Raw genomic sequence first — 21,473 nt, 5'->3', positions numbered from 1 at the left:
ATATTTGCTAACATCTTAATTTGAAAAGAAAATTAATGTTTTTTGATTTATTATTCGGTTATCTCATCCGTACCGTTAATCAAACGAGATCCACAATCAATGACAAAAAATAAACCTATTATACACCTACACTCATACGGCATTTTCACCACCTGGGATGCAGACTCAAAAAAGCTACCGAAGATCAAAGAGTTTACCTTAGACATTCCAGCTGAAATTGATATTGAATTTGGCTTTACCGTTAATATAAAAAAAGCCAAAGGCGAAAAGGTTCATTACTGCATTTACCACCCCAACATCACTAATGACGACGGTGAAGTCTTAGAACCATTCGATGGGTATGTTTATGTTGGTAATAATGATTGGGATTTTTACCTTGGCGATACAATTTGGGCTCCCATCAGCAATAAAGTTGGCCCGTGGCGTATGACATTAGAAATGAATAACAACATAATTGCGGAAAAAACCTTCAATGTTTTCAATAATGATGAAGGGCAATTTTGGAAGCGTCGTGGACTTTAATCATTTTTGAAACAAAACTATTTCATTATTGGAATCTAACCTTACTTCCTAATAATATTTTTTGAAACAAAGTTGTCACATAGTCGCTTTAACTTAGTCAGCAAATAACTAAGCCCCTAAAGGATACACATGACTAAGTCACTTCTTGCACTTTCATTAATTTTAAGTTCTGCGGCAGTATCTACATCGGCTATGGCTGCAGAACACATCGCCGTATCAGGTTCAACTTCTGTTACAGAGGTAATGGAAGTGTTAGGTGAAACCTACCATAAGAGCCACCCTGACGTATTTATTGACATCAACGGTACGGGTTCAACTGCAGGCATTAAGTCTTCAATCGAAGGTGTAAATGATCTAGGTATGGCTTCACGTAACCTATCAGCAGAAGAGAAAAAAGCAGGATTGGTTGAAACGGAAATTGCTCGTGACGGTATTGCTGTTGTTGTTAACCCAAAAAACCCGGTTAACAACCTAACAAAATCGCAAATCGAGCAATTATTTAAAGGTGATGTTACCCAATGGTCTCAAGTCGGTGGTAATAGTGACCCTGTAGTTGTAACAACACGTGAAAATGGCTCTGGTACTCGAGGTGCGTTTGAAGAGTTAATGGAACTGACCACTAAAATTAACGGCGTTAAAGTGTCGACTATCAGCCAACGTGCACAAGTTGCGAGTGGTAATGGTATTGAAAAAACAGTCGTTGCGAATAACAAAGATGCGATAGGTTTTGTATCATTAGGTTCTATTGATAACTCGTTAAAAGCAGTTGAGGTAGACGGTCACAAAGCCTCTGTTGCAGATGTACTGAACAAGACATACCCACTTTCACGTCCCTTCTTGGTGCTAAACCAACCGGGTAAACTAAAACCTGCAGCTAAAGAGTTCCTTGCTTGGATCATGTCGCCAGAAGGACAAAAAATCATTAAAGATAAAGGCTATATTGCAATGTCTTAATATATTTAAAAATCCACATTCCTTCTGTGGTAATGAATGAACTTTCCTCCCAGAGTACGTCAGTACTTTGGGTTGAAATGTCCTCTCCTGCTGTATTTCCTTTCCCATTTTCTCCTATTCTTATCCTGATCCACAGACACCCAACAGTTCATCAAAAAGTTTGCGAAACCAGTGAACACAAGTGTTCTTAGCTATATTCATAAGGATTCTTACTTCTATAAAAAATATACTCGTAAATTCATTATCGCTATCAAGAACAAATAGGGCGAAAATAAGATAGCTTCCCTTAAAAATAAAAAGAGAGAAAAGTTAACAATGAATATCGCTCAACTCCCCACACCAGCTTTGATCGTTGATTTCGACAAAATGAAAAACAATATACACGAGATGCAACAACGTATTAATGCTCTACAGTTAAATCTCAGACCGCACACTAAAGCACATAAAAGCCCCACTATAGCGAAAATGCAGATTGATGCAGGAGCACAAGGAATATGTACTGCGAAACTTGGGGAAGCCGAAGTTATGGCTGCCGGGGGAATTAACGATATTCTAATAACAACCCCTATAGCCGGAAAAAATAAGATTCAACGTTTAGTCAAACTTTATCAACAATATCCCGACTATCGCTTTATTCAGGTAATTGATCATAAGCAACATATCATCGATATCTCAGAAGCAGCAACAGATGCGGGAATTTGTATTGAATTAATGATTGAAGTAGAAAGTGGTCAACAACGTTGTGGCGTGGAGATAGGTGATGACTTAATTTCATTAATAGAAACAATTAACTGTTCTGATGGTGTAAGTTATGTTGGGTTGCAGGCATACAGTGGTCACTTGCAGCATATAAAAGGTTATCAAGAGCGAAATACTCAAGCAAGAACAGTCGTCGAAGATCTCTTTAATTACATTAATAACGTATTAACACCTAAAGGGCTGGCACCGGAGATTGTGAGTGGTGGTGGAACGGGCACATATGAAGCCTATCAAGGGCTAGGGTTTAGTGAAATTCAAGCAGGCTCTTACTTGTTTATGGATACTACTTATCAAGATATTGGTGATGAAAATGATCAGTATCAAAATAACCAATTTGATGTCACTCTAAAAGTATTAAGTACTGTTATTAGCCACCCTACCCCACAGCGAGCGATCATTGATGCAGGTATGAAATGTCTTTCTATTGATCTTGGCATGCCTAAAGTAGAAAGTGACGACATGCTTAGTTACAAATCGGGAGGAGATGAACATGGTATTATTCACCTCATTAATAACCATGCACCACTACAAATAGGCCAACAACTCATATTGCTTCCAAGCCATTGCGATACAACGTTAAACAATTTCAACACCTTGTATGCCGTAAGAGGAAGTGAAGTCATAGATCAATTCCCAATTATTGGCCGTGGTCGTTCTGATTAAACCTCTATTTAAACATCATAAAACGCAGCGTTTCACTCACGCTGCGTTGTGAGCAGAAAGGTAGCGCTAAAGTATGCTGTTAACGTAAATGTCTTTTACTGTACCTTTACTTATCTGAAAACGTATTTACGCTCCCCCTCTATCTATGAAGTCAGTATCGAAGTTACCAATTGAAATAGGATACTCACAGCTCCACCAATATTTATAGGGAACATTTTCATATCCATTAGGGTTTCCCTTTATATCCAGTACTTTTCCAGACTTTTAACGAAAAGCTCACCCAAACCTTGTCATGTTTCTGCTAGTGTAAAAAACACAATTCGATTAAAATCGAAAACAGTATATCGATAAATTAATCATTTAGTTATCAAGGATAAAAGGAAGAACACATGGGTCTTTTTAATGCACTGTTAGGCAACGCTGGTGAAATGAGTATCGCTGATGCGACTGAGGAGCTATCAACCATCCTTGGTCCAAACGAAAATATTGAACTCGCATACAAACTTGTTCGCGATATGATCATTTTAACGGACTACCGCCTGATCCTTATTGATAAACAAGGTATTACAGGTAAAAAAGTAGAGTACCGTTCTATTGCTTACAAATCGATCACCATGTATGCCGTAGAAACAAAAGGCCACTTCGATTTAGATGCAGAATTAAAATTATGGATTTCTGGTCAACATGAACCACTGACTCTTGAGTTTAATGGCAAAACTAATGTCTACGCAATGCAAGGATTACTCGCGGCAAAAGTTGCCGGTAAATAACAGAACATAAGTAAAAAGCCTGCACTAATCAAAATAGATGCAGGCTTTATTATTAATTATCGTGACACACTAACTAGAGCATCTGCCAAGTGGTCGATATGCTTTTCTTGTAAGCCGGCAATATTTATTCGACCATCTCCTACCGCATAAATACCATATTGCTCACGTAGCGTTAAAATCTGCTCAGGCGTTAAACCTGTTACAGAGAACATACCTTTATGCTGTTCAATAAAATCAAACTGCTCACTACCACGTTGACGTATCGCTTGTGTTAGCCCTTGGCGTAGCGTCAAGATACGGCTATGCATGGTATCTAATTCATCTTTCCAGATATTTGTCAGTTTCTGATCATTTAAAATATCAGCAACTAAAGCCGCACCATGATCTGGTGGCATGGTATAACTTGAACGCGCTAAAGTAAGAATACGTCCTTTCGCTTTTTGTGCTTCTTGCTGACTATTACTAATAATAATCGCAGCACCCGTTCGTTCACGGTACAAACCAAAATTCTTTGAACAAGAAGTCGCGACAACCATCTCTTCTGTATTGTCAGCCATATACTTAAGGCCAGCACCATCTTGTTCTAAGCCATCGCCAAAACCAAGATATGCCATATCGACAAACGGCATAAAACCATTTTTGTTTGCCAATGCCGTAATCGCTTGCCAATCGGCAAAACTAATATCAGCACCTGTCGGGTTATGGCAACAACCATGTAATAACACCACATCTTTAGGGCCTGCTTTAGCCAGTTCGTTGAGCATCGCCTCGCTATTTACTTGCTTGGTTTCAGGATCGAAATACGGATAGAACTTCACCTTTAAACCTGCTGCTTCCATTACAGGTTTATGGTTAACATAACTCGGATTGGTTAACCAAACAGTTGTATCAGGTTGCGCAACTTGAATAAGATCAGCAAGCATACGTAACGCACCACTCGCTCCTGGTGTTTGTACTGCTGCTGCACGAGAATGTGCCGATGTTCCTGAGAGTAAAAGATCCATCATCGACTGATTAAATACTTCACTACCCGCTAAACCCACGTATGATTTTGTTGTTTGAGTTTTAATTAAGCGTTTCTCAGCAAGTTGAATGGCTTGCATGATCGGTGTTTCACCAAGGCTATTGCGGTAAACGCCGATGCCTAAATCTATTTTGTTGTCACGCGGATCTTCTCGATATGCAATCGATAGGGAAAGAATAGGATCTAATTGGGCTGGAGAGAGCGATTTAAACATCTAATTAATTCCATTTAATATAACAATGAAATTAAGTTATCACTTCATTTAATTAACGTCATTAGAAATAATGAAATCAAACATTAATTAATTGATTAAGTTAAGCATCATAACTTAATCAATTATCGTGTGTTGCATGTCTTACTTTAACATTTGGCTAGTTAAGTAACGCCTTCAGTGAAGGGGCTTTTTCAAGTATCTGGTACAAACGTTCACCATGCTCTTTTAATAACTGACAAGAGAGTTCAACATTACGCGATAACACCGCTTTCATCAGCGCTTCATGCTCACCATTGTCATGATATTGCTTCTCTGGTGATAGGTTCGCGCTTAATAAGAAATGTCGATAACGTTCTTGCTGATCATAAACATTTGAGATCATATCGAGTATAAACTCAGAGCCTTCACACGCAACAAGCGATAGATGAAACTCTTTGTGGCGCAATTCCCATTCATCATAATCAAACAATGCTGATTCAGGATCTAACCGATTAAGCTTGTGAAAGGCCGTTAAAACCTGTAGTTCCCATGCTTCATCCCCCTTTTTAATCGCATCTTTTAACGCAACATGACCTAGGGCCAAACGTGCCTTTAAAATTCCACGTAATTCATCGAGTGAAACATCGGCAACCCAAAATCCTTTCTGAGGCTCCATCTTGACGTACTTCTGCCAAGTTAATTGCACCATCGCTTCTCTTAAAGGAGTACCGCCAACTTGATAGCGTTCTTTTAATTCACTCAATATCAGCTTCTGGCCAGCCTCAAACTCACCACATAAGATATCATGCCTAATCTGGCACATTACTCTATCGCTTATGGTTGCAAAATTATCTTTAGTCATACCAACCATCTAATCTTAATCATAAATAACACAATACAAATTCGGAATAATCCTATCACTTACATCTTACCGAATATTAAACATATCCACATTACGAAACATGGGATCCCCCCTGTTTTCAATGAAAACTTAATACAGTAATAATGAATAATAATTCAAACTTTATTCTATTCACAAAATAATGCTAGAACACTTTACCATTAAATAAGAGAAGTAATTATTCCTGACGTTTACTTTTTTTGTTCTAAAGATAGAAACTCACAATAGAGTCTGTATTTTTCACAATATAAATTAACAAGTTAACAAATCAATATTCACACAAATAAATTCTGCAATAGCATACAAGAAGGTTAAAAATACATATAAATGCGCTAAATGGCCAGTTTATTACCATAATGTTTAGAAATGACGGCTCTTCTTCATTTTATGCGCGGTATAGCGGTATTAATTTGAACACCACAATATAATCTTGCCCATTAATACCTAATTTCTCTTTTAAAACGATGACTTACCGAGCATATTCAATTATTAGCATCTTTATTATTAATGTACTTATGTTTAATTGGCACCCACAGCATAGTGTCTTTAGCTTTGCGCTTATTTTTTGGTCACTTCTGCCTCTGTTTAGTTTACATATTATTATTAAGCACTATGAATATTTTCATAACAAAACGCTCATCACTGTCCAATCATATTCTGCATGGTTGTTATTCTTTACATGGATTTCGATAACTTTTCTTTCTATTACAACACCTTATATTTTAAACATTATTAGCACATCACACCAATACTATATTTCATTTTACATTTTTTCCCCTGTTGTAATGTTATTTCTGGCGACAATAACCGGTCTATTCGCCAGCTTTTTAACATGGATTGTTAATCATCTCGCCATTAATGACCAAATATAACCACTAGGCATACATGCGCATATTGTATTCATTCATTATACAATTATTCCTAATTCGTAAATTGCTTAAAAATGCAAATTAAACAATCGGAATTTGGAATTAATTTCGCTTCACAAAATTACCGTTAGTCACTACCATAAAAATCGATTTTTGGACGTGGTAATTAAAAATATCGATATTTACCATGCTTTATAGCATTAGATGTTTTTATCTCATTACTGCTTAACTGATAGATTTTGAGGTCTACAATGGCTAGCTCCACCAACGCTTCTCCCGCTAAAATTGGCGTTTTCAGTTTCGTCATGATTACCGCTGCGGTTGTTATGAGTGTTCGTACACTCCCTATGACAGCGCAGCCAGGAATGATGACGATCTTTTTAACATTAGCTGCTGCAATCTGCTTTATGATTCCAACAGCACTTGTCTCCGCTGAACTTGCAACAGCATTCCCAGAAGATGGTGGTATCTTCATCTGGGTTCGCGAAGCATTTGGTGAACGTATGGGATTTATTGCAGTCTGGATGCAATGGATTCAAATGGTTTTTGGCATGACATCCATATTGATGATTGTCGGTGCAATTTTTGCCTATGCTTTTGACCCAGCGTTAGCACAAAATAAAATGTACATTCTTGCTGTTATATTAGTGGTTTACTGGGCATGTACATTGGGTAATATGCGAGGTGTTAAAACACTGGGTTGGGTATCCACTCTGTGTGTAATTTTAGGTGTATTCTTACCTTTCTTTGTACTTGTAGCTTGTGCTATCGCTTACCTTGTTGGTGGTCACCCAATTGTTACTGACCTTTCATTAACAACTGCAAACCTTATTCCTGATTTATCAAATAAGGGGACTTGGGCACTATTCATTGGCTTCGTATTCGTTGTTATGGGTATGGAAGTATCAGCATCTAACGTTTCTCACGTTAAAAACGCTGAACGTAACTACCCTATCGCAGTGTTCTTAGTTGCATTATTTGTGGTTATCGTTTCTGTTGTAGGTTCTTTTGCAATCTTCATCGGTATTCCAACTAAGCACATTTCAATGACAGCAGGTCTTATTCAAGCATTCCAAACTTACTTTGATATGTGGGGTCTAGGCTGGTTAACACCTATCATGGCTATATGTATGGCTATCGGTCTTGCAGGTCAAGTTAACTCTTGGGTTTTAGGCCCCGTTCGTGGTCTTCAAGCAACAGCAAACGCTGGTGCACTACCTAAAGTACTTCAAAAGACAAATAAAGAAGGTGTACCTGTTAACCTTATTTACTTACAAGCTATCCTAATCTCAATCGTGGGTGTGCTTATTTGTGTGATGCCTAACGTAGATTCTTTCTACTTTATGCTTCTAGGTCTAACATCTCTTGTATATATCGTTGCTTACTTACTGATGTTCTCTGCTGCGATTTACCTACGCTATAAGCGTCCAGACGCACAACGTAGCTTTACAGTTCCTGGCGGTAACATTGGTATGTGGATCTGTTCAGGTTTAGGTATTGCTACATGTTTACTTGCAGGTTACTTCGGCTTCCAAGCACCATCAAGTTACGACGGTACTGCAAACAGTTACTTTAACTTCCAATTCTTTGGTTTAGTTATCATGATTATTATTCCAATTATTGTTTACGCTTGGGGTAAATATTCAAACCGAGCTAAAGCGGATAATGCAGCACCAGTAACTCACACAAACTAAGTCTTATTTATCATCAAATAAAAAGACAAAACAAATAAACAGGAGAAGTAGTTGTTCCCTATTCTACTTCTGCTTCTCCTGATGGTTGCACTTTATTTACAGCCCAGTTTTAAACCATTATTTGTTAAAACTAATTTAATTTTCTTTCTGACATATTTTTCACCGAACAGATAAATATAAACAGAAATAGTATTTCTATATAAAGATAAAATAGGTTTTATTATGAGCGAAAAAATGAATGTGGACGCACTTTTCCTAGGTCCTAAATCAGAAAACCAAGTATTCTTCAAAGAAATGATGGATTACGCAATTAGCGAACACATGCATTGGCGCTCAGACTTCCACCCAGAAGATGCACCTATGCTAAACCCTGTAATGCAACACCAACCAGATTTCCGCGATACACTTTATCGCACAGAAGGTATCTTACAGGGATTATCTGCACGCCTTAAAACTAAATCAGTGCCTTGGTTCTCTCCTCGCTATTTAGGCCACATGAACGCAGATACACTAATGGTATCAAACCTTGCATACGTGATGACCATGCTTTACAACCCAAACAACTGTGCACATGAAGCCTCTCCTGTGACCACAGAGCTTGAGTTAGAAGCAGGTCATGACCTATGCCGCATGTTTGGTTACGATGTAAATAAATCATGGGCGCACATTACTTCTGGCGGTACTGTTGCTAACTACGAAGGTGTTTGGGTTGCTCGTAACCTTAAAACAATGCCTCTAGCAATCGCTGCATGCGACAAGTCAAAAGACCTTGTTGAAGGCATGACTGAGCATCAACTTTTAAACATGAAATCTAAAGATATTTTAGATCTTACTGATGAGTTGAAAAAACGCGGTATCTTTGAAGAAGTTCGTGCATTAACAGCACGTGGTGTCGGTGTTGATGCCGGTAAACTTGGTAAATTCCTTGTTCCACGTTCTAAGCACTATTCATGGATGAAAGCAATGGACGTACTTGGCCTAGGTCAAGAGCACATTGTACCACTAGACGTTGATGGTAACTACCGTACAGACGTTGAAAAAATGCGCGAAGTAACCTTTAAATTAATGGAAGAAGGTACACCTATCTTAGGTATGGTATCTGTTGTGGGTACTACCGAGGAAGGTTCTATCGATGCGGTTCATGAAGTGATAAAACTTCGTAAAGAGTGTGAAGAGAAATACGGTTCATCTTTCTACATTCACGTTGATGCTGCTTACGGTGGCTATGTACGTTCTATGTTCCTTGATGACAACAACGAATTCATGGAATACGACGCTTTAATCGAACGTTATCGTAGCGATGACATCATTCCTGAAGGTGTTATCTGGCCAAAACGTGAAGTGTATGATGCATTCCACGCCATGTCAGAAGCTGACTCTATCACTGTTGATCCACATAAAGTGGGCTTCATCCAGTACGCAGCTGGCGCAGTGGCAATGAAAGACAAGCGTATTGTTGACTTGATTTCATACCATGCCGCTTACGTATTCGAAGAAGCGGGTGACGAGAACGAAGCGGATAAGCAAGTTGTTCTAGGTTCATCAATCATGGAAGGTTCAAAAGCAGGTGCAACTGCCGCTGCAGTATGGGCTGCTCATCGCCTAGTACCACTAACTGTAAGTGGTTACGGTCATGTGATTGGCCGTGGTATCGTGACGGCTGACTGGTTTGCGAAGAAACTCGCAACGGCTGAACCATTTGTTATTGACGGTCGTCGCTTTGAGGTTCGCCCTCTAATGCATCCTGACTTCCACATGGTCGACTTTACTTTCAAAGAAATCGGCAATGATAGTCTTGAAGCACACAACCACCTAAACCAACGTATTTACGAACTATGCTCTTACGCAACAGGCCGTACTTACACTAAAGACTTCCTAACTTCTTCTACTTCTCTATCAGAAGAAGAATACGGTCAAACTCCTCGTCTATACGCTGAGAGCCGTGGCTTTAGTGAAGACGAATGGAATACTGTAGGTTCTGTTTACATTCTTCGTTCAGCGGTAATGACTCACTTCCTACGTGATGAAATTCGTTTCAATAATTACTGGAATAACCTTCGTGATGTATTCACAAGTCTTCTAAGTGAAATTATTGATGAAGAAAATAAACAAAAACTAGCACATACTGCTGCTTAAAAAGGAAAATAAACGCCAGTCTTTAAAGACTGGCGTTCTTCTATATACGATGAAAGATATTAATATCTCGATTAATTATCGCCGTCTTTTTGTTATTGATGGCTAGTTAATTACGTCCTAATAACAATCTTATTAGGTATTTTTTCAGGATACACGTCATGAATAAAAAAGCTATTGGTGCGACACTGCTTATTTCTGGCACAATGCTCGGCGCAGGAATGCTTGCACTTCCGCTAATTTCTGCAGGCTTAGGTATTTATAATGCAATAATCTTATTAACCGTTTTATGGGCGGTAATGACTTATACCGGATTAATGTTATTAGAAGTATGTCTTAATTACCCAACCGGTACAGGTTTTGAAGCGATTGCTTATGATCTGTTTGGTAAACCTGGTAAATGGGTAATAAATCTATCATTATTATTGCTACTTTATGCTTTATCTTGTGCCTATATTGCAGGCGCATCCTCTATTTACAAGAGTGATTTAACCGATTATTTTCATATTTCGGTCCCCTCTCATATCATTGCGATTATATTTACGTTAATAATTGCAACCATTGTATTTATTAGCACCAAAGCTGTTGATATGGCTAACCGCGTTTTATTTAGTACTAACATTGTTATCTTTTTTACGCTTGTTATTACTATTATTCCATTCATTCATGGTCGGTTTTTAGTCAATATCCACGATTCATCCAAATATGCCTTAGCTGCTATTCCTGTTTTCATTACTGCCTTTGGTTTTCATGGCAGTGTTCCAAGCATGGTGAAATATATTGGCCGTGAAAATCCTAAAACATTACGGAATGTATTTATCGCTGGCGGTTTAATTCCTCTGGTCGTTTACATTGTTTGGGAAGTAACCATGCTCGGCTCGTTACCTCGATTTGGTAACCATAGTTTTCAATATATTGCACAGCATGGCTCAAATGTTGGGGTAATGCTTCAACAAATGCAGATATTCATTCAAGAAAATAGCATAATTTATCTAATTGGTGCTTTCTCATCCATCGCAATGTTCACTTCTTATCTATGTGTTTCATTGGGACTATTTGATTCATTGGCAAGTACCTTTAAACATGGTAATAATACCAAAGATAGATTAATTACTGCGGTACTATGCTACTTGCCACCCTTGGTTTTCACTCTTGTGTACCCGAATGGCTTTGTTCCTGCTTTAGGTGCCGCTGCAATTTTCTTGACTATATTAGCGATTCTATTTCCTGTTCTTGCCCTTAGAAAACTTCGTGGTAAACAACATCAAATTGAATATAATGTCGCAACAAATAATATCGTATTATTTGTTGTGGGATTAATTGGCCTACAAGTCATAATAAACCAGATACTGACATTGAATAATGCCGTACCTATTTTTAATTAAACGTAAATAAAATGATTATTGGAGAACACATGAATCATTTGAATTTAATTCAAGAGCTTAAAGATCGCGGTCTGATCGCTCAAATTACGGATGAAGAAGCTTTAAGCGAACGTTTAGCAAAAGGTCCGATTACATTATATTGCGGCTTTGATCCAACGGCTGATAGTTTACACCTAGGTCATCTGGTTCCTCTACTTTGCCTTAAGCGCTTCCAAGAAGCGGGTCATAATCCAGTAGCTTTGGTTGGCGGCGCTACTGGTATGATTGGAGATCCAAGCTTCAAAGCGACTGAGCGTTCACTTAACACTTTAGATACAGTTGCAGGTTGGGTGACAAAAATCCAACGCCAAGTTTCTCCTTTCTTGGATTTTGACAATGCAACAAACCCTGCCCGTATGGTAAATAACCATGACTGGTTCGGTAATATGGATGTTCTAACATTCTTACGTGATATTGGTAAACACTTCTCTGTAAACCAAATGATCAGCAAAGAATCTGTTAAGCAACGAATTAACCGTGATGAAGTAGGTATCTCTTTTACTGAGTTCGCATACAGCTTGCTGCAATCTTACGACTTCGCAAGTATGAACAAAGAAATGGGGATGGAACTACAAATCGGTGGTTCTGATCAATGGGGTAACATCACGGCAGGTATCGACCTTACTCGTCGTATGAACCAGCAGCAAGTGTTCGGTATGACAGTACCGCTAATCACAAAATCTGATGGTACTAAATTTGGTAAAACTGAAGGTGGTGCGGTTTGGTTAGATCCAACAAAAACAAGCCCATATAAGTTCTACCAATTCTGGATGAACACTGCAGATGCTGACGTATATCGTTTCCTACGCTTTTTCACTTTCCTTTCTGAAGAAGAAATTCAACAGATTGAAGAAGCAGATCGTAACAGTGGCAAAGCACCTGAAGCACAACGTATTCTTGCTGAGCAAGCAACGCGTTTAGTTCACGGTCAAGAGCAATTAGAAGCGGCACAGAACATTACTCGCTGCCTATTTGAAAACGATCTAGTGCACTTATCTGAATCTGATTTTGCTCAACTAGCGCAAGATGGTATGCCAAGTGCTGAAGCTGAAAATGGCGATGATTTACAACAAGTGCTAGTTAAATCTGGTCTTGCAAGTTCTCGTGGTCAAGCAAAAACACACATCAGCTCAAATGCAATCATGGTTAATGGCGAGAAAGTAAGCGAACCATTCTATGAGTTTACAGACGCTGACAAACTCTTTGGTCGCTACACTCTGATCCGCCGTGGTAAAAAGAACTACAGCCTGATCGTTTGGGGCTAATGAGTATTAAGTTAGCTGATAGCATCAGCTAACTTATCAATTTATGCCAAATAAGCGTTATGTAGATTCACAATCGGTTCGCTCCCGCATTCATGTGAAGCTATGACTTATTTGGCATTTTCATTGCCGTAATCCTGTTCAAACTTCTCTCATTTCACTTACTTTCCTCTTTTTTATCTCTACTTTTATTGATTTAGCCCCCCATCATCTCGCCATTATTCCTATTAGAGTACTGTGTATTCCTCCTATTTAGTGGTTAGAAGCAATATGACAACAATTAATCAAGAACGACTTATTTCTCATTTTATTGATCTCATCAAAATCGATAGCGAATCAAAAAACGAAAAAGCGATTTCACAAGCCTTAGCAGAACAACTCGAAGAGTTAGGTTTCAGCGTTGCTAAATTACCTGTGCCTGAAAGCATTTCTAATGGTTTTAACCTTTATGCCAAGCTTGAGGGTGAACTTGAAGATAGTATTGTTTTAAGCTGCCACATGGACACCGTAACGCCAGGCAATAGTATTGAACCGATTATTGAAGATGGGGTTATTCGTTCAAAAGGCGACACCATTCTTGGTGGTGATGATAAATCGGGAATTGCTGCCATCATCGAAGCGGTACGTACCATCAAAGAAAACAACAAAGCCCATAAAACAATAGAGCTGGCTTTTACTGTCCATGAAGAAGGTGGATTACAAGGCTCGAAGCACTTTGATATGTCATATATCACTGCAGATAAAGCTATTGTGCTTGATTCAGGCGGTGCTATTGGTGCGATTGTAACGAGTGCTCCCGGACAGCAAAGCTTAAAAGTGACTATTAAAGGTAAACCCGCTCACGCAGGACTTGCACCTGAAGAAGGTATTAATGCACTAACAGTCGCGTCTGATGCTGTGATGAATATGAAATTAGCGCGTATAGATCATGAAACAACCGCTAACATTGGCATTGTCTCTGGTGGTCAAGCAACGAATATCGTGATGCCTGAATTGTATCTTGCCGCTGAAGCGCGTTCACTTAACGATGATAAGCTTGCTACACAAGTTCAGCATATGGTTGATGTATTCAACACAACAGCAAACAAGCATAACGCGCAAATAGATATTCAATCTACACGCTCTTATAACGCCTACTCTATTGCTGATAATGACCCACATGTTATTGATATCATGGCTAGCTTTAAAGAAATGGGAATAGCACCATTTACCAAGTCTACCGGTGGCGGTAGTGATGCAAATATCTTTAATGAGAAAGGATTAAAAACCGTTAATTTATCAACCGGTATGAGCAAAGTACACACTACGGAAGAATTTATTACCGTCGAAGATATGACCAATATAACTGAGTTTTTATTTACTTACTTGACACAAAAATAATATTTCTATTAATAGCTTCTATCATTTTAGATAGAGGCTATTTAATCCCTAAAGAAATACCCTTCCCTCATTCAGCTTTTATTCAGTGTTTATTAATGCTCTCTCTGTATGATGTTGTAATAATTATAGTGCTATGAGGAATAAACCATGAAACAGACAATGAATAATGCCATCGACAAAGACATTTTTATTACCGCACTAAATGAATGTTACCGTCGACTGAATGATGCAAATCTAACCGTTAAAGATCTATCGAAAGAAGGCTTCACCTTACTCTTTAAATCTGCATACAAAGCAGTCACTACCAAATAAAGCAGGCTTAACTTCGTAAAAAAGCACTTTTGCCTGCTATTAATGAGTAATATTTTGAAGCAATTAGCCGCGATAGTAACGTTGAGGTACAAACGGCATTTTCTCGATTGTCATCGGTAATTTTTTACCGCGTACTTCAGCGTAAATTGTTTCACCAAGCTGATTTAATTCAGGTTGAATATACCCCATTGCGACAGGAATACCTTTCGTTGGGCCAAATGTTCCACTCGTTACAATGCCGATTTCATTATCTTCAGCATCAAACAACTTAGTCCCTTCTCGTACAGGCGCTTTTGATTGCCCCACTAACCCAACACGTTTTCTTGCAGCCTGTTTAGTTTGTAGTTGCTCTAAAATAATATCAGCGCCGGGGAAACCACCTTCACGTTCACCACCAGCACGACGACTTGGCGTAATTGCCCACATTAAGCTGGCTTCAAATGGCGTTGTTGTAGGGTCAAGATCATGCCCGTATAAACATAATCCGCACTCTAATCGTAGTGAATCTCTCGCACCAAGACCAATCCATTCCACCTCATTAAATGCCAGTAACGCGCGAGCTAACTCTTCGGCTTTATCATTCGGCACAGAAATTTCATAGCCATCTTCACCCGTATAACCTGAACGGCTAACATAACATTCAACATCTAATAACGTCACTTTAGCCGCATCCATAAACACCATATCGCTAACCACAGGGTTTAATTCAGCGAGTACCATCGCAGCTTTAGGACCTTGTAAGGCAAGTAGTGCGCGATCTTCAATCACTTCTAATTCAACGCCATCTTTCAAATGGGCTTTTAAATGGGCAATATCTTGCTCTTTACAGGCCGCATTCACGACAAGGAAAAGATGATCACCAAAATTCGTCACCATTAGATCATCTTCAATACCGCCATTTTCATTGGTAAAGACGGCATAACGCTGTTTACCTTCCGGTAAATCAACAATATCAACAGGTACTAAGGTTTCTAATAATGCCGCGGCATGTTGCCCTTTTAAGCGTACTTGCCCCATGTGTGATACATCGAACAACCCAGCAGAATCACGACAATGTATATGCTCTTTTTTTACTCCTAAGCCATATTGCACAGGCATATCATAGCCAGCAAATGGCACCATTTTCGCTCCCATTTCAATGTGTAAGCCATGTAATGGGGTCTGCTTAAGTTGTTGAGACATAGTTGCACTCCGTTATCTAGTTGGTATCCATGTAAATGGTAACGTAATTATAAAACTGGTTGATGCTATAAACCGTTCGATGACACTAAGATGCCGTCACCCAAAGAATTAACGCATCTTCTTCACTAACAGATGTCAGCATGTGACCCATTGTCGCGTCGTAATAGGCTGAATCCCCTTCGACTAAATGAATCGGCTCATAAAACTCAGAGAAAAAAGTGATTTCACCTTTTAATACCAGTAAGAACTCCTCGCCGTCATGGCGGATCCACTCGCTATAATCATCAAACGATCGTGCACGCACGTGCGATTTAAACGGCATCATCTTTTTATTTGTTAATTGCGTAGCAAGCAGTTCATGTTCATAGGTTGAAGTGGGATGAGGTCGACCTTCACCATAGCGCGTAATATCACGTCTACCCGAGGCGGTGATGGTTTTCGGTGGTTCAAAAAGTTGTGGGATGTCGATAGCTAAGCCTGTAGCGAGTTTCTGCATCGCTTGAAACGTCGGAGATATTTGCTCATTTTCAATCTTTGACAAGGTTGAACGTGCAAGTCCTGTACGCTTACTGGCTTCTTCAAGGGTTAGACCTAAAGAAACACGAATTTCTTTTAGTCTCTCACCTAACTTTAAAGGCGCAATATGCTCTGCGGCTTGAGTTTTTTCGATCCGCATCGATGGATAAACATCGTGGATATATTCATCTGTCATATCACTTCCTTCTTCAGCTCAGCCGCCACAACTCTCGACCTTCATCATAGTTTCTTATAGGAAACTTAATAAAACTCACATCACAAAGTCATGATCTTTTTAAAAAAATGTTGCCTATGAGGCATACATTATCGTTAAATCCATTTATAAATAGGTAATATTATGGATTTAGTGATGAAAATCAGCGTTTATTAACTAAATTTAAACTTAGTATAACCATGTTAGAAACAAATAAACATGACAAATAGCAAACGTTTGCGTAGAATCGCACAATAGATATTGAAAACGTGTTCCACTATAAGAAACTTTTATCAAATAACCATATAACCGGTGGGTTAAGGAGTACAAACATGGAATCAACATTAAAGTTTACCAGTAGCCACGAATGGATCCGTGATAACGGTGATGGAACAGTGACAGTTGGTATTTCTGATCATGCGCAGGGTTTATTAGGCGATGTGGTATTTGTTGATTTACCTGAAGTTGGTGATACAACAGATGCTGGTGATGCCTTCTCTTTAGTGGAATCAGTAAAGGCCGCTTCCGACATTTACGCCCCTATCACAGGTGAAATTGTTGCGATTAATGAAGATTTAGAAGACAGCCCTGAACTGGTTAATGAAGAACCTTATGAAGGCGGCTGGATTGCAACCATCAAACTTAGCGATTCTGATGAATTGGCAACATTAATTGATGCTGAAACCTATCTTGCTTCAATTGAAGAAGACTAAATTATAAAAACAAAGATCGGGTACAGCACTCGATCTTTGTTGCTTTGCCATTTACAGCATTACCGATGAATACCCTAAAGCCAGACACTGGTAACTAGGACAACGTTCAGGAAAGAACCATGACCAATACTCCTTTTCTTCAAGCCCTCAGTGACGATAATGATTTTTCACATCGCCATAATGGCCCTAATGCACTCGAACAACAGCGAATGTTAGAAACTATAGGTGTCGGTAGTATTGACCAGCTTATAGCGCAAACTGTTCCTGCTTCCATTCGTTTAACAGAGCCGATGACATTACCACAGGCACAAAGTGAAGCGGCAATGCTGGCAGAGCTTAAGCAGATCGCTGGCAAAAATATCATCAATAAAAGTTATATTGGTCAGGGTTATTACAACACGTTTACCCCAAATGTTATTCTTCGCAATGTATTAGAAAACCCAGGTTGGTATACCGCTTATACCCCTTACCAACCAGAAATCTCTCAAGGCCGTTTAGAGTCTCTGCTTAACTATCAGCAAATGATCATGGATCTAACCGCCATGGAGCTGGCTAATGCATCACTGCTTGATGAAGCCACTGCCGCAGCAGAAGCCATGACGCTATGTAAGCGCGCGGGTAAAAACAAAAGCAATGCATTTTTCATTTCAACCGATCTTCACCCTCAAACCATAGATGTTGTCACTACACGTGCAAAATACGTTGGCTTTGAAATCATTACAGGTAGTGCAGAAGATCTCGCGAAACACGATGTATTTGGTGCTTTACTGCAATACCCTGCTAGCAACGGTGAATTACTCGATCTTACTGACATCATTGAGACGGCACATGATAAGAAAACATTAGTCGCGGTGGCATCTGATCTACTGGCATTAACGGTATTAAAAGCACCGGGTGAAATGGGCGCAGATGTGGTTATTGGTAGTGCGCAACGTTTTGGTGTGCCGATGGGCTTTGGTGGTCCACATGCTGGCTTTATGGCAACCAAAGATAAACACAAGCGTACGATGCCGGGTCGTGTAATCGGTGTATCTAAAGATGCCAAAGGCAATCAAGCACTACGCATGGCAATGCAAACCCGTGAACAACATATACGCCGTGAAAAAGCGACATCTAACATTTGTACAGCGCAAGCACTGCTTGCCAACATGGCAGCGTTTTATGCCCTGTACCATGGCCCTGAAGGCTTAAAGAAAATTGGCCGTCGTGTTCACCACTTTACTGCCGTTTTAGCTGCAGGCTTACGCAATAATGGTTTTGAATTAGAAAACCAACACTTCTTCGATACGCTAACAATCAAAACTGGATCTCAAACTGACGCTCTGTATCAAAAAGCGCTTGATGCAGGTATCAACCTTCGTAAATACAGCGATAAGTTGGGGATCAGTATTGATGAAACCACCCTTGCAAAAGATATCGAGCAGCTACTTGGCTTATTTACTAATCAAGATCTTAAAGTGTCGATGTTCAGTGATGACATTGCCGCAGATGAGTTCGCAGCTATTCCACCAGCATGTCGCCGAAGCAGTGCATACCTAACCCACTCTGTGTTTAACCGCTACCATAGCGAAACACAAATGATGCGTTACATGAAGCAGCTAGAAAACAAAGACTACTCATTAACTCACGGCATGATCCCATTGGGTAGCTGTACCATGAAGCTAAATGCAGTAGCAGAAATGATCCCAGTCACTTGGCCTGAGTTTGGACAACTGCACCCATTTGCACCACAAGCACAAACATTAGGCTATCAAGAATTAGCTAAAAACTTATCTGAAATGCTGTGTTCAATTACAGGTTATGATGCGTTCTCGCTGCAACCAAATTCTGGCGCACAGGGTGAATATGCAGGTCTAATCGCTATTCAGCGTTACCATGAAGCCAATGGCGATAGCCACCGTAATGTTTGTTTGATCCCAAGCTCTGCGCACGGTACTAACCCAGCGTCTGCGGCAATGGTTTCAATGAAAGTAGTGGTGGTTGGCTGTGATGAGTTAGGTAATATCGATATTGATGATCTAAAAGCCAAAATCGAAAAACACCGTGATGCGCTGTCATGCATCATGATCACCTACCCGTCTACCCATGGCGTGTATGAAGAAGCAGTACAAGAAGTGTGTGATCTTGTCCATGAAGCTGGCGGTCAGGTTTATCTTGATGGTGCTAACATGAACGCGCAAGTAGGTTTAACTAGCCCAGGCTTTATTGGTTCAGATGTTTCTCATTTAAACCTACACAAAACTTTCTGTATTCCTCACGGCGGCGGTGGCCCAGGTATGGGACCTATTGGTGTTAAATCGCACCTTACACCGTTCTTACCGGGACATGTTGAAGATACAAATAGCGATGAACTGCAATATGCCGTATCTGCGGCAGCATTAGGTTCAGCGTCTATTTTGCCTATCTCATACGCTTACATTGCGATGATGGGAGAACAGGGTTTAACCCAAGCCACTGAACTTGCTATTTTAAATGCAAACTACGTGATGGAACGCCTTCGCCCACACTACCCTGTTTTATACCGTGGTACTGAAGGTCGTATTGCACACGAATGTATTATTGATTTACGTCCAATCAAAGATGCCTCTGGTATTTCAGAAGAAGATATCGCGAAACGATTAATGGATTATGGCTTCCATGCGCCAACTATGTCGTTCCCTGTCGCTGGCACATTAATGATTGAGCCAACTGAATCTGAAGACATAGCAGAACTGGATCGCTTCTGTGACGCGATGATTGCGATTAAAGAAGAAATCAACCTTGTTCAATCTGGCGAATGGTCATTAGACGATAACCCACTGGTTAACGCACCACACAGCCAAGTTGATATGATGGAATCAGAGTGGAACCACGCTTATAGCCGTGAAGTCGCTTGCTTCCCATCAGCACACACCAAAGCAGCGAAATACTGGCCGAGTGTTAATCGTGTTGATAACGTATTTGGCGACCGAAATCTTGTATGTTCTTGCCCAAGTATTGAGAACTATATTGAAGACTAAAGCCTATTGATCACTGTTCGCCAAGTTAGAAACTAACTTGAATAACAAAAGGTGAACCATTTGGTTCGCCTTTTGTTTTTTTGGAGCAGTGAAATAGCTACTTTTTGAGATGATGTTAAACCATTTCTACAATTAATTTTTTTGTTATTCGATAAGCCTTTCAATAACCAGAGGGCACTGATTCTTGATCAAGTGTTCTTGCGTTATAGCCAGTGTATTCTTCTCAATGATCGTTAAATGCTCTCGTATTGATACGCTGACATTTCTGTTCTTGAGCCTGTCAAGCTGCTCTAGTTGTTTCAAAAATTCATCGAGCTTATTGATACTTCGAAATAACTCCAGATTTAAAGCAGGGACAACCCAATAATGCTTAGCATTGCTTAGCTGCTCAACCATATCCAAGCCTGCTGGATCGTAATCATAGAAAAAGCCTACTTCAACGGCATTGTTGTCAAAGCAGTCAATCAGAGTAGGTAGGTCTTTTTGGTTTTTTCCGTGACCACGGTAAACGAGCACAGCGGATTGCCATTCATCTGGCAAAGAGAGTACAACGTCTTTCCATCGAACCATTAGCTCGCCATTTTCGATAATAAGTACTCGGCTAAAACGCGGGAAATCTAGATCATCCAACTCTACAGAAGCTACATACCTAGCTTCTTTGGGTACATCTGGCTGGTTCTTTAAAGGGATATTCACATTACCAGCTAAGCTAATGAGCTGCTGAAACACACCACCTTTTGCAGACTTCTCGCTAATACCAGGGCGTGCAGTATCCATCCGAGAGTTGCTACTCTGTTGAAAGGTCAGAAGGTTTTGTCCCAATGTTGAAGAAAAATACTTTTCTATTTCCCTTAAATCTGAACGGGATAAAAGAATTGAATTGCCACTAACTGCCCCGACTTCTACGAGCCTGCAAACTTCAGTATTGGACTTGTTGGCTGGAATCCTCTCCCTTGAGTTAACAACAATCCTCTTAGCAGCATTAATTA

The 21,473-nt window shown here is 39.7% G+C and carries 17 protein-coding genes; 12 read left to right on the top strand and 5 right to left on the bottom strand.

All coding sequences use genetic code 11. The annotated features are described in order from the left end of the window. The first annotated feature begins 99 nt into the window (after positions 1-99). From C9J45_RS17265 to C9J45_RS17250, 4 genes are all read left to right on the top strand, one after another. Positions 100-522 (top strand): DUF3859 domain-containing protein, encoded by a 423-nt coding sequence (locus C9J45_RS17265; protein ID WP_107292808.1) that lies wholly within the window; start codon positions 100-102, stop codon positions 520-522. A 129-nt stretch (positions 523-651) separates the two neighbouring features. Further along, positions 652-1,476: a phosphate ABC transporter substrate-binding protein gene (locus C9J45_RS17260; RefSeq protein ID WP_105062077.1), complete on the top strand. Its 825-nt coding sequence runs from the start codon at positions 652-654 to the stop codon at positions 1,474-1,476. A gap of 315 nt (positions 1,477-1,791) precedes the next feature. Continuing rightward, on the top strand, positions 1,792-2,898 hold the full coding sequence (locus C9J45_RS17255) for a DSD1 family PLP-dependent enzyme (RefSeq protein ID WP_107292807.1): 1,107 nt from the start codon (positions 1,792-1,794) through the stop codon (positions 2,896-2,898). Between the two features lie 389 nt (positions 2,899-3,287). Then, positions 3,288-3,668, top strand: coding sequence for a PH domain-containing protein (locus C9J45_RS17250; RefSeq protein WP_107208419.1), 381 nt, complete (start codon positions 3,288-3,290; stop codon positions 3,666-3,668). Between the two features lie 56 nt (positions 3,669-3,724). Here C9J45_RS17250 and C9J45_RS17245 read toward each other — a convergent pair whose 3' ends face one another. After that, complete coding sequence (locus C9J45_RS17245; RefSeq protein WP_107291286.1) at positions 3,725-4,906, bottom strand: amino acid aminotransferase; 1,182 nt, start codon at positions 4,904-4,906, stop codon at positions 3,725-3,727. Positions 4,907-5,063: 157 nt separating this feature from the next. Continuing rightward, a complete protein-coding gene (locus C9J45_RS17240; RefSeq protein ID WP_107288041.1) occupies positions 5,064-5,756 on the bottom strand; it encodes an FCD domain-containing protein in 693 nt (230 codons plus the stop codon). A gap of 1,150 nt (positions 5,757-6,906) precedes the next feature. On the opposite strand from C9J45_RS17240, the gene C9J45_RS17235 reads away from it, so the two are divergent. From C9J45_RS17235 to C9J45_RS21690, 6 genes are all read left to right on the top strand, one after another. Continuing rightward, positions 6,907-8,349, top strand: coding sequence for an APC family permease (locus tag C9J45_RS17235; protein WP_107208416.1), 1,443 nt, complete (start codon positions 6,907-6,909; stop codon positions 8,347-8,349). Between the two features lie 222 nt (positions 8,350-8,571). Further along, positions 8,572-10,485, top strand: coding sequence for a pyridoxal-dependent decarboxylase (locus C9J45_RS17230; RefSeq protein WP_107208415.1), 1,914 nt, complete (start codon positions 8,572-8,574; stop codon positions 10,483-10,485). A gap of 158 nt (positions 10,486-10,643) precedes the next feature. Continuing rightward, positions 10,644-11,867, top strand: a complete 1,224-nt coding sequence (locus tag C9J45_RS17225; protein ID WP_107208414.1) for an amino acid permease — start codon at positions 10,644-10,646, stop codon at positions 11,865-11,867. Between the two features lie 29 nt (positions 11,868-11,896). Continuing rightward, positions 11,897-13,171 carry a tyrosine--tRNA ligase gene (gene tyrS / locus C9J45_RS17220; protein ID WP_107208413.1) on the top strand — a complete coding sequence of 425 codons (1,275 nt, stop codon included), beginning with the start codon at positions 11,897-11,899 and terminating at the stop codon, positions 13,169-13,171. Positions 13,172-13,438: 267 nt separating this feature from the next. Beyond that, positions 13,439-14,548 (top strand): M20/M25/M40 family metallo-hydrolase, encoded by a 1,110-nt coding sequence (locus C9J45_RS17215; protein ID WP_107292806.1) that lies wholly within the window; start codon positions 13,439-13,441, stop codon positions 14,546-14,548. Between the two features lie 147 nt (positions 14,549-14,695). Beyond that, entirely contained in the window at positions 14,696-14,860 is a 165-nt protein-coding gene (locus tag C9J45_RS21690) for a hypothetical protein (RefSeq protein WP_199187161.1), read from the top strand. Between the two features lie 63 nt (positions 14,861-14,923). On the opposite strand, the gene gcvT is transcribed toward C9J45_RS21690, so the two are convergent. Together gcvT and C9J45_RS17205 are read right to left on the bottom strand one after the other, a co-directional pair. After that, on the bottom strand, positions 14,924-16,042 hold the full coding sequence (gene gcvT, locus C9J45_RS17210; RefSeq protein WP_107246068.1) for a glycine cleavage system aminomethyltransferase GcvT: 1,119 nt from the start codon (positions 16,040-16,042) through the stop codon (positions 14,924-14,926). Between the two features lie 85 nt (positions 16,043-16,127). Next, positions 16,128-16,754 carry a helix-turn-helix domain-containing protein gene (locus C9J45_RS17205; RefSeq protein WP_005365619.1) on the bottom strand — a complete coding sequence of 209 codons (627 nt, stop codon included), beginning with the start codon at positions 16,752-16,754 and terminating at the stop codon, positions 16,128-16,130. A 350-nt stretch (positions 16,755-17,104) separates the two neighbouring features. On the opposite strand from C9J45_RS17205, the gene gcvH reads away from it, so the two are divergent. Then, positions 17,105-17,485, top strand: coding sequence for a glycine cleavage system protein GcvH (gene gcvH / locus C9J45_RS17200; RefSeq protein ID WP_107208410.1), 381 nt, complete (start codon positions 17,105-17,107; stop codon positions 17,483-17,485). A gap of 119 nt (positions 17,486-17,604) precedes the next feature. Further along, on the top strand, positions 17,605-20,484 hold the full coding sequence (gcvP, locus tag C9J45_RS17195) for an aminomethyl-transferring glycine dehydrogenase (protein ID WP_107292805.1): 2,880 nt from the start codon (positions 17,605-17,607) through the stop codon (positions 20,482-20,484). A 144-nt stretch (positions 20,485-20,628) separates the two neighbouring features. Here the strand turns inward: gcvP and C9J45_RS17190 are convergent, their stop codons facing one another. Further along, a complete protein-coding gene (locus tag C9J45_RS17190; RefSeq protein WP_146144328.1) occupies positions 20,629-21,261 on the bottom strand; it encodes a hypothetical protein in 633 nt (210 codons plus the stop codon). Between the last annotated feature and the right edge of the window lie 212 nt (positions 21,262-21,473).

This window comes from Photobacterium sp. GB-1, from assembly GCF_003026165.1.
Classification (GTDB): domain Bacteria; phylum Pseudomonadota; class Gammaproteobacteria; order Enterobacterales; family Vibrionaceae; genus Photobacterium.
Note: the sequence above shows the minus strand (reverse complement) of the source record. Positions and strands in the feature narration are given on the sequence as shown.

What these genes read in the sequence shown, in the direction of transcription:
- C9J45_RS17235 (WP_107208416.1), top strand. Translation starts at nt 6,907, where the DNA reads ATGGCTAGCTCCACCAACGCTTCTCCCGCTAAAATTGGCGTTTTCAGT.
- gcvP (WP_107292805.1), top strand. Translation starts at nt 17,605, where the DNA reads ATGACCAATACTCCTTTTCTTCAAGCCCTCAGTGACGATAATGATTTT.
- C9J45_RS17265 (WP_107292808.1), top strand. Translation starts at nt 100, where the DNA reads ATGACAAAAAATAAACCTATTATACACCTACACTCATACGGCATTTTC.
- C9J45_RS17260 (WP_105062077.1), top strand. Translation starts at nt 652, where the DNA reads ATGACTAAGTCACTTCTTGCACTTTCATTAATTTTAAGTTCTGCGGCA.
- C9J45_RS17225 (WP_107208414.1), top strand. Translation starts at nt 10,644, where the DNA reads ATGAATAAAAAAGCTATTGGTGCGACACTGCTTATTTCTGGCACAATG.
- gcvH (WP_107208410.1), top strand. Translation starts at nt 17,105, where the DNA reads ATGGAATCAACATTAAAGTTTACCAGTAGCCACGAATGGATCCGTGAT.
- C9J45_RS17215 (WP_107292806.1), top strand. Translation starts at nt 13,439, where the DNA reads ATGACAACAATTAATCAAGAACGACTTATTTCTCATTTTATTGATCTC.
- C9J45_RS21690 (WP_199187161.1), top strand. Translation starts at nt 14,696, where the DNA reads ATGAAACAGACAATGAATAATGCCATCGACAAAGACATTTTTATTACC.
- C9J45_RS17255 (WP_107292807.1), top strand. Translation starts at nt 1,792, where the DNA reads ATGAATATCGCTCAACTCCCCACACCAGCTTTGATCGTTGATTTCGAC.
- C9J45_RS17205 (WP_005365619.1), bottom strand. Translation starts at nt 16,754, where the DNA reads ATGACAGATGAATATATCCACGATGTTTATCCATCGATGCGGATCGAA.
- C9J45_RS17240 (WP_107288041.1), bottom strand. Translation starts at nt 5,756, where the DNA reads ATGGTTGGTATGACTAAAGATAATTTTGCAACCATAAGCGATAGAGTA.
- C9J45_RS17245 (WP_107291286.1), bottom strand. Translation starts at nt 4,906, where the DNA reads ATGTTTAAATCGCTCTCTCCAGCCCAATTAGATCCTATTCTTTCCCTA.
- C9J45_RS17230 (WP_107208415.1), top strand. Translation starts at nt 8,572, where the DNA reads ATGAGCGAAAAAATGAATGTGGACGCACTTTTCCTAGGTCCTAAATCA.
- C9J45_RS17250 (WP_107208419.1), top strand. Translation starts at nt 3,288, where the DNA reads ATGGGTCTTTTTAATGCACTGTTAGGCAACGCTGGTGAAATGAGTATC.
- C9J45_RS17190 (WP_146144328.1), bottom strand. Translation starts at nt 21,261, where the DNA reads ATGGATACTGCACGCCCTGGTATTAGCGAGAAGTCTGCAAAAGGTGGT.
- tyrS (WP_107208413.1), top strand. Translation starts at nt 11,897, where the DNA reads ATGAATCATTTGAATTTAATTCAAGAGCTTAAAGATCGCGGTCTGATC.
- gcvT (WP_107246068.1), bottom strand. Translation starts at nt 16,042, where the DNA reads ATGTCTCAACAACTTAAGCAGACCCCATTACATGGCTTACACATTGAA.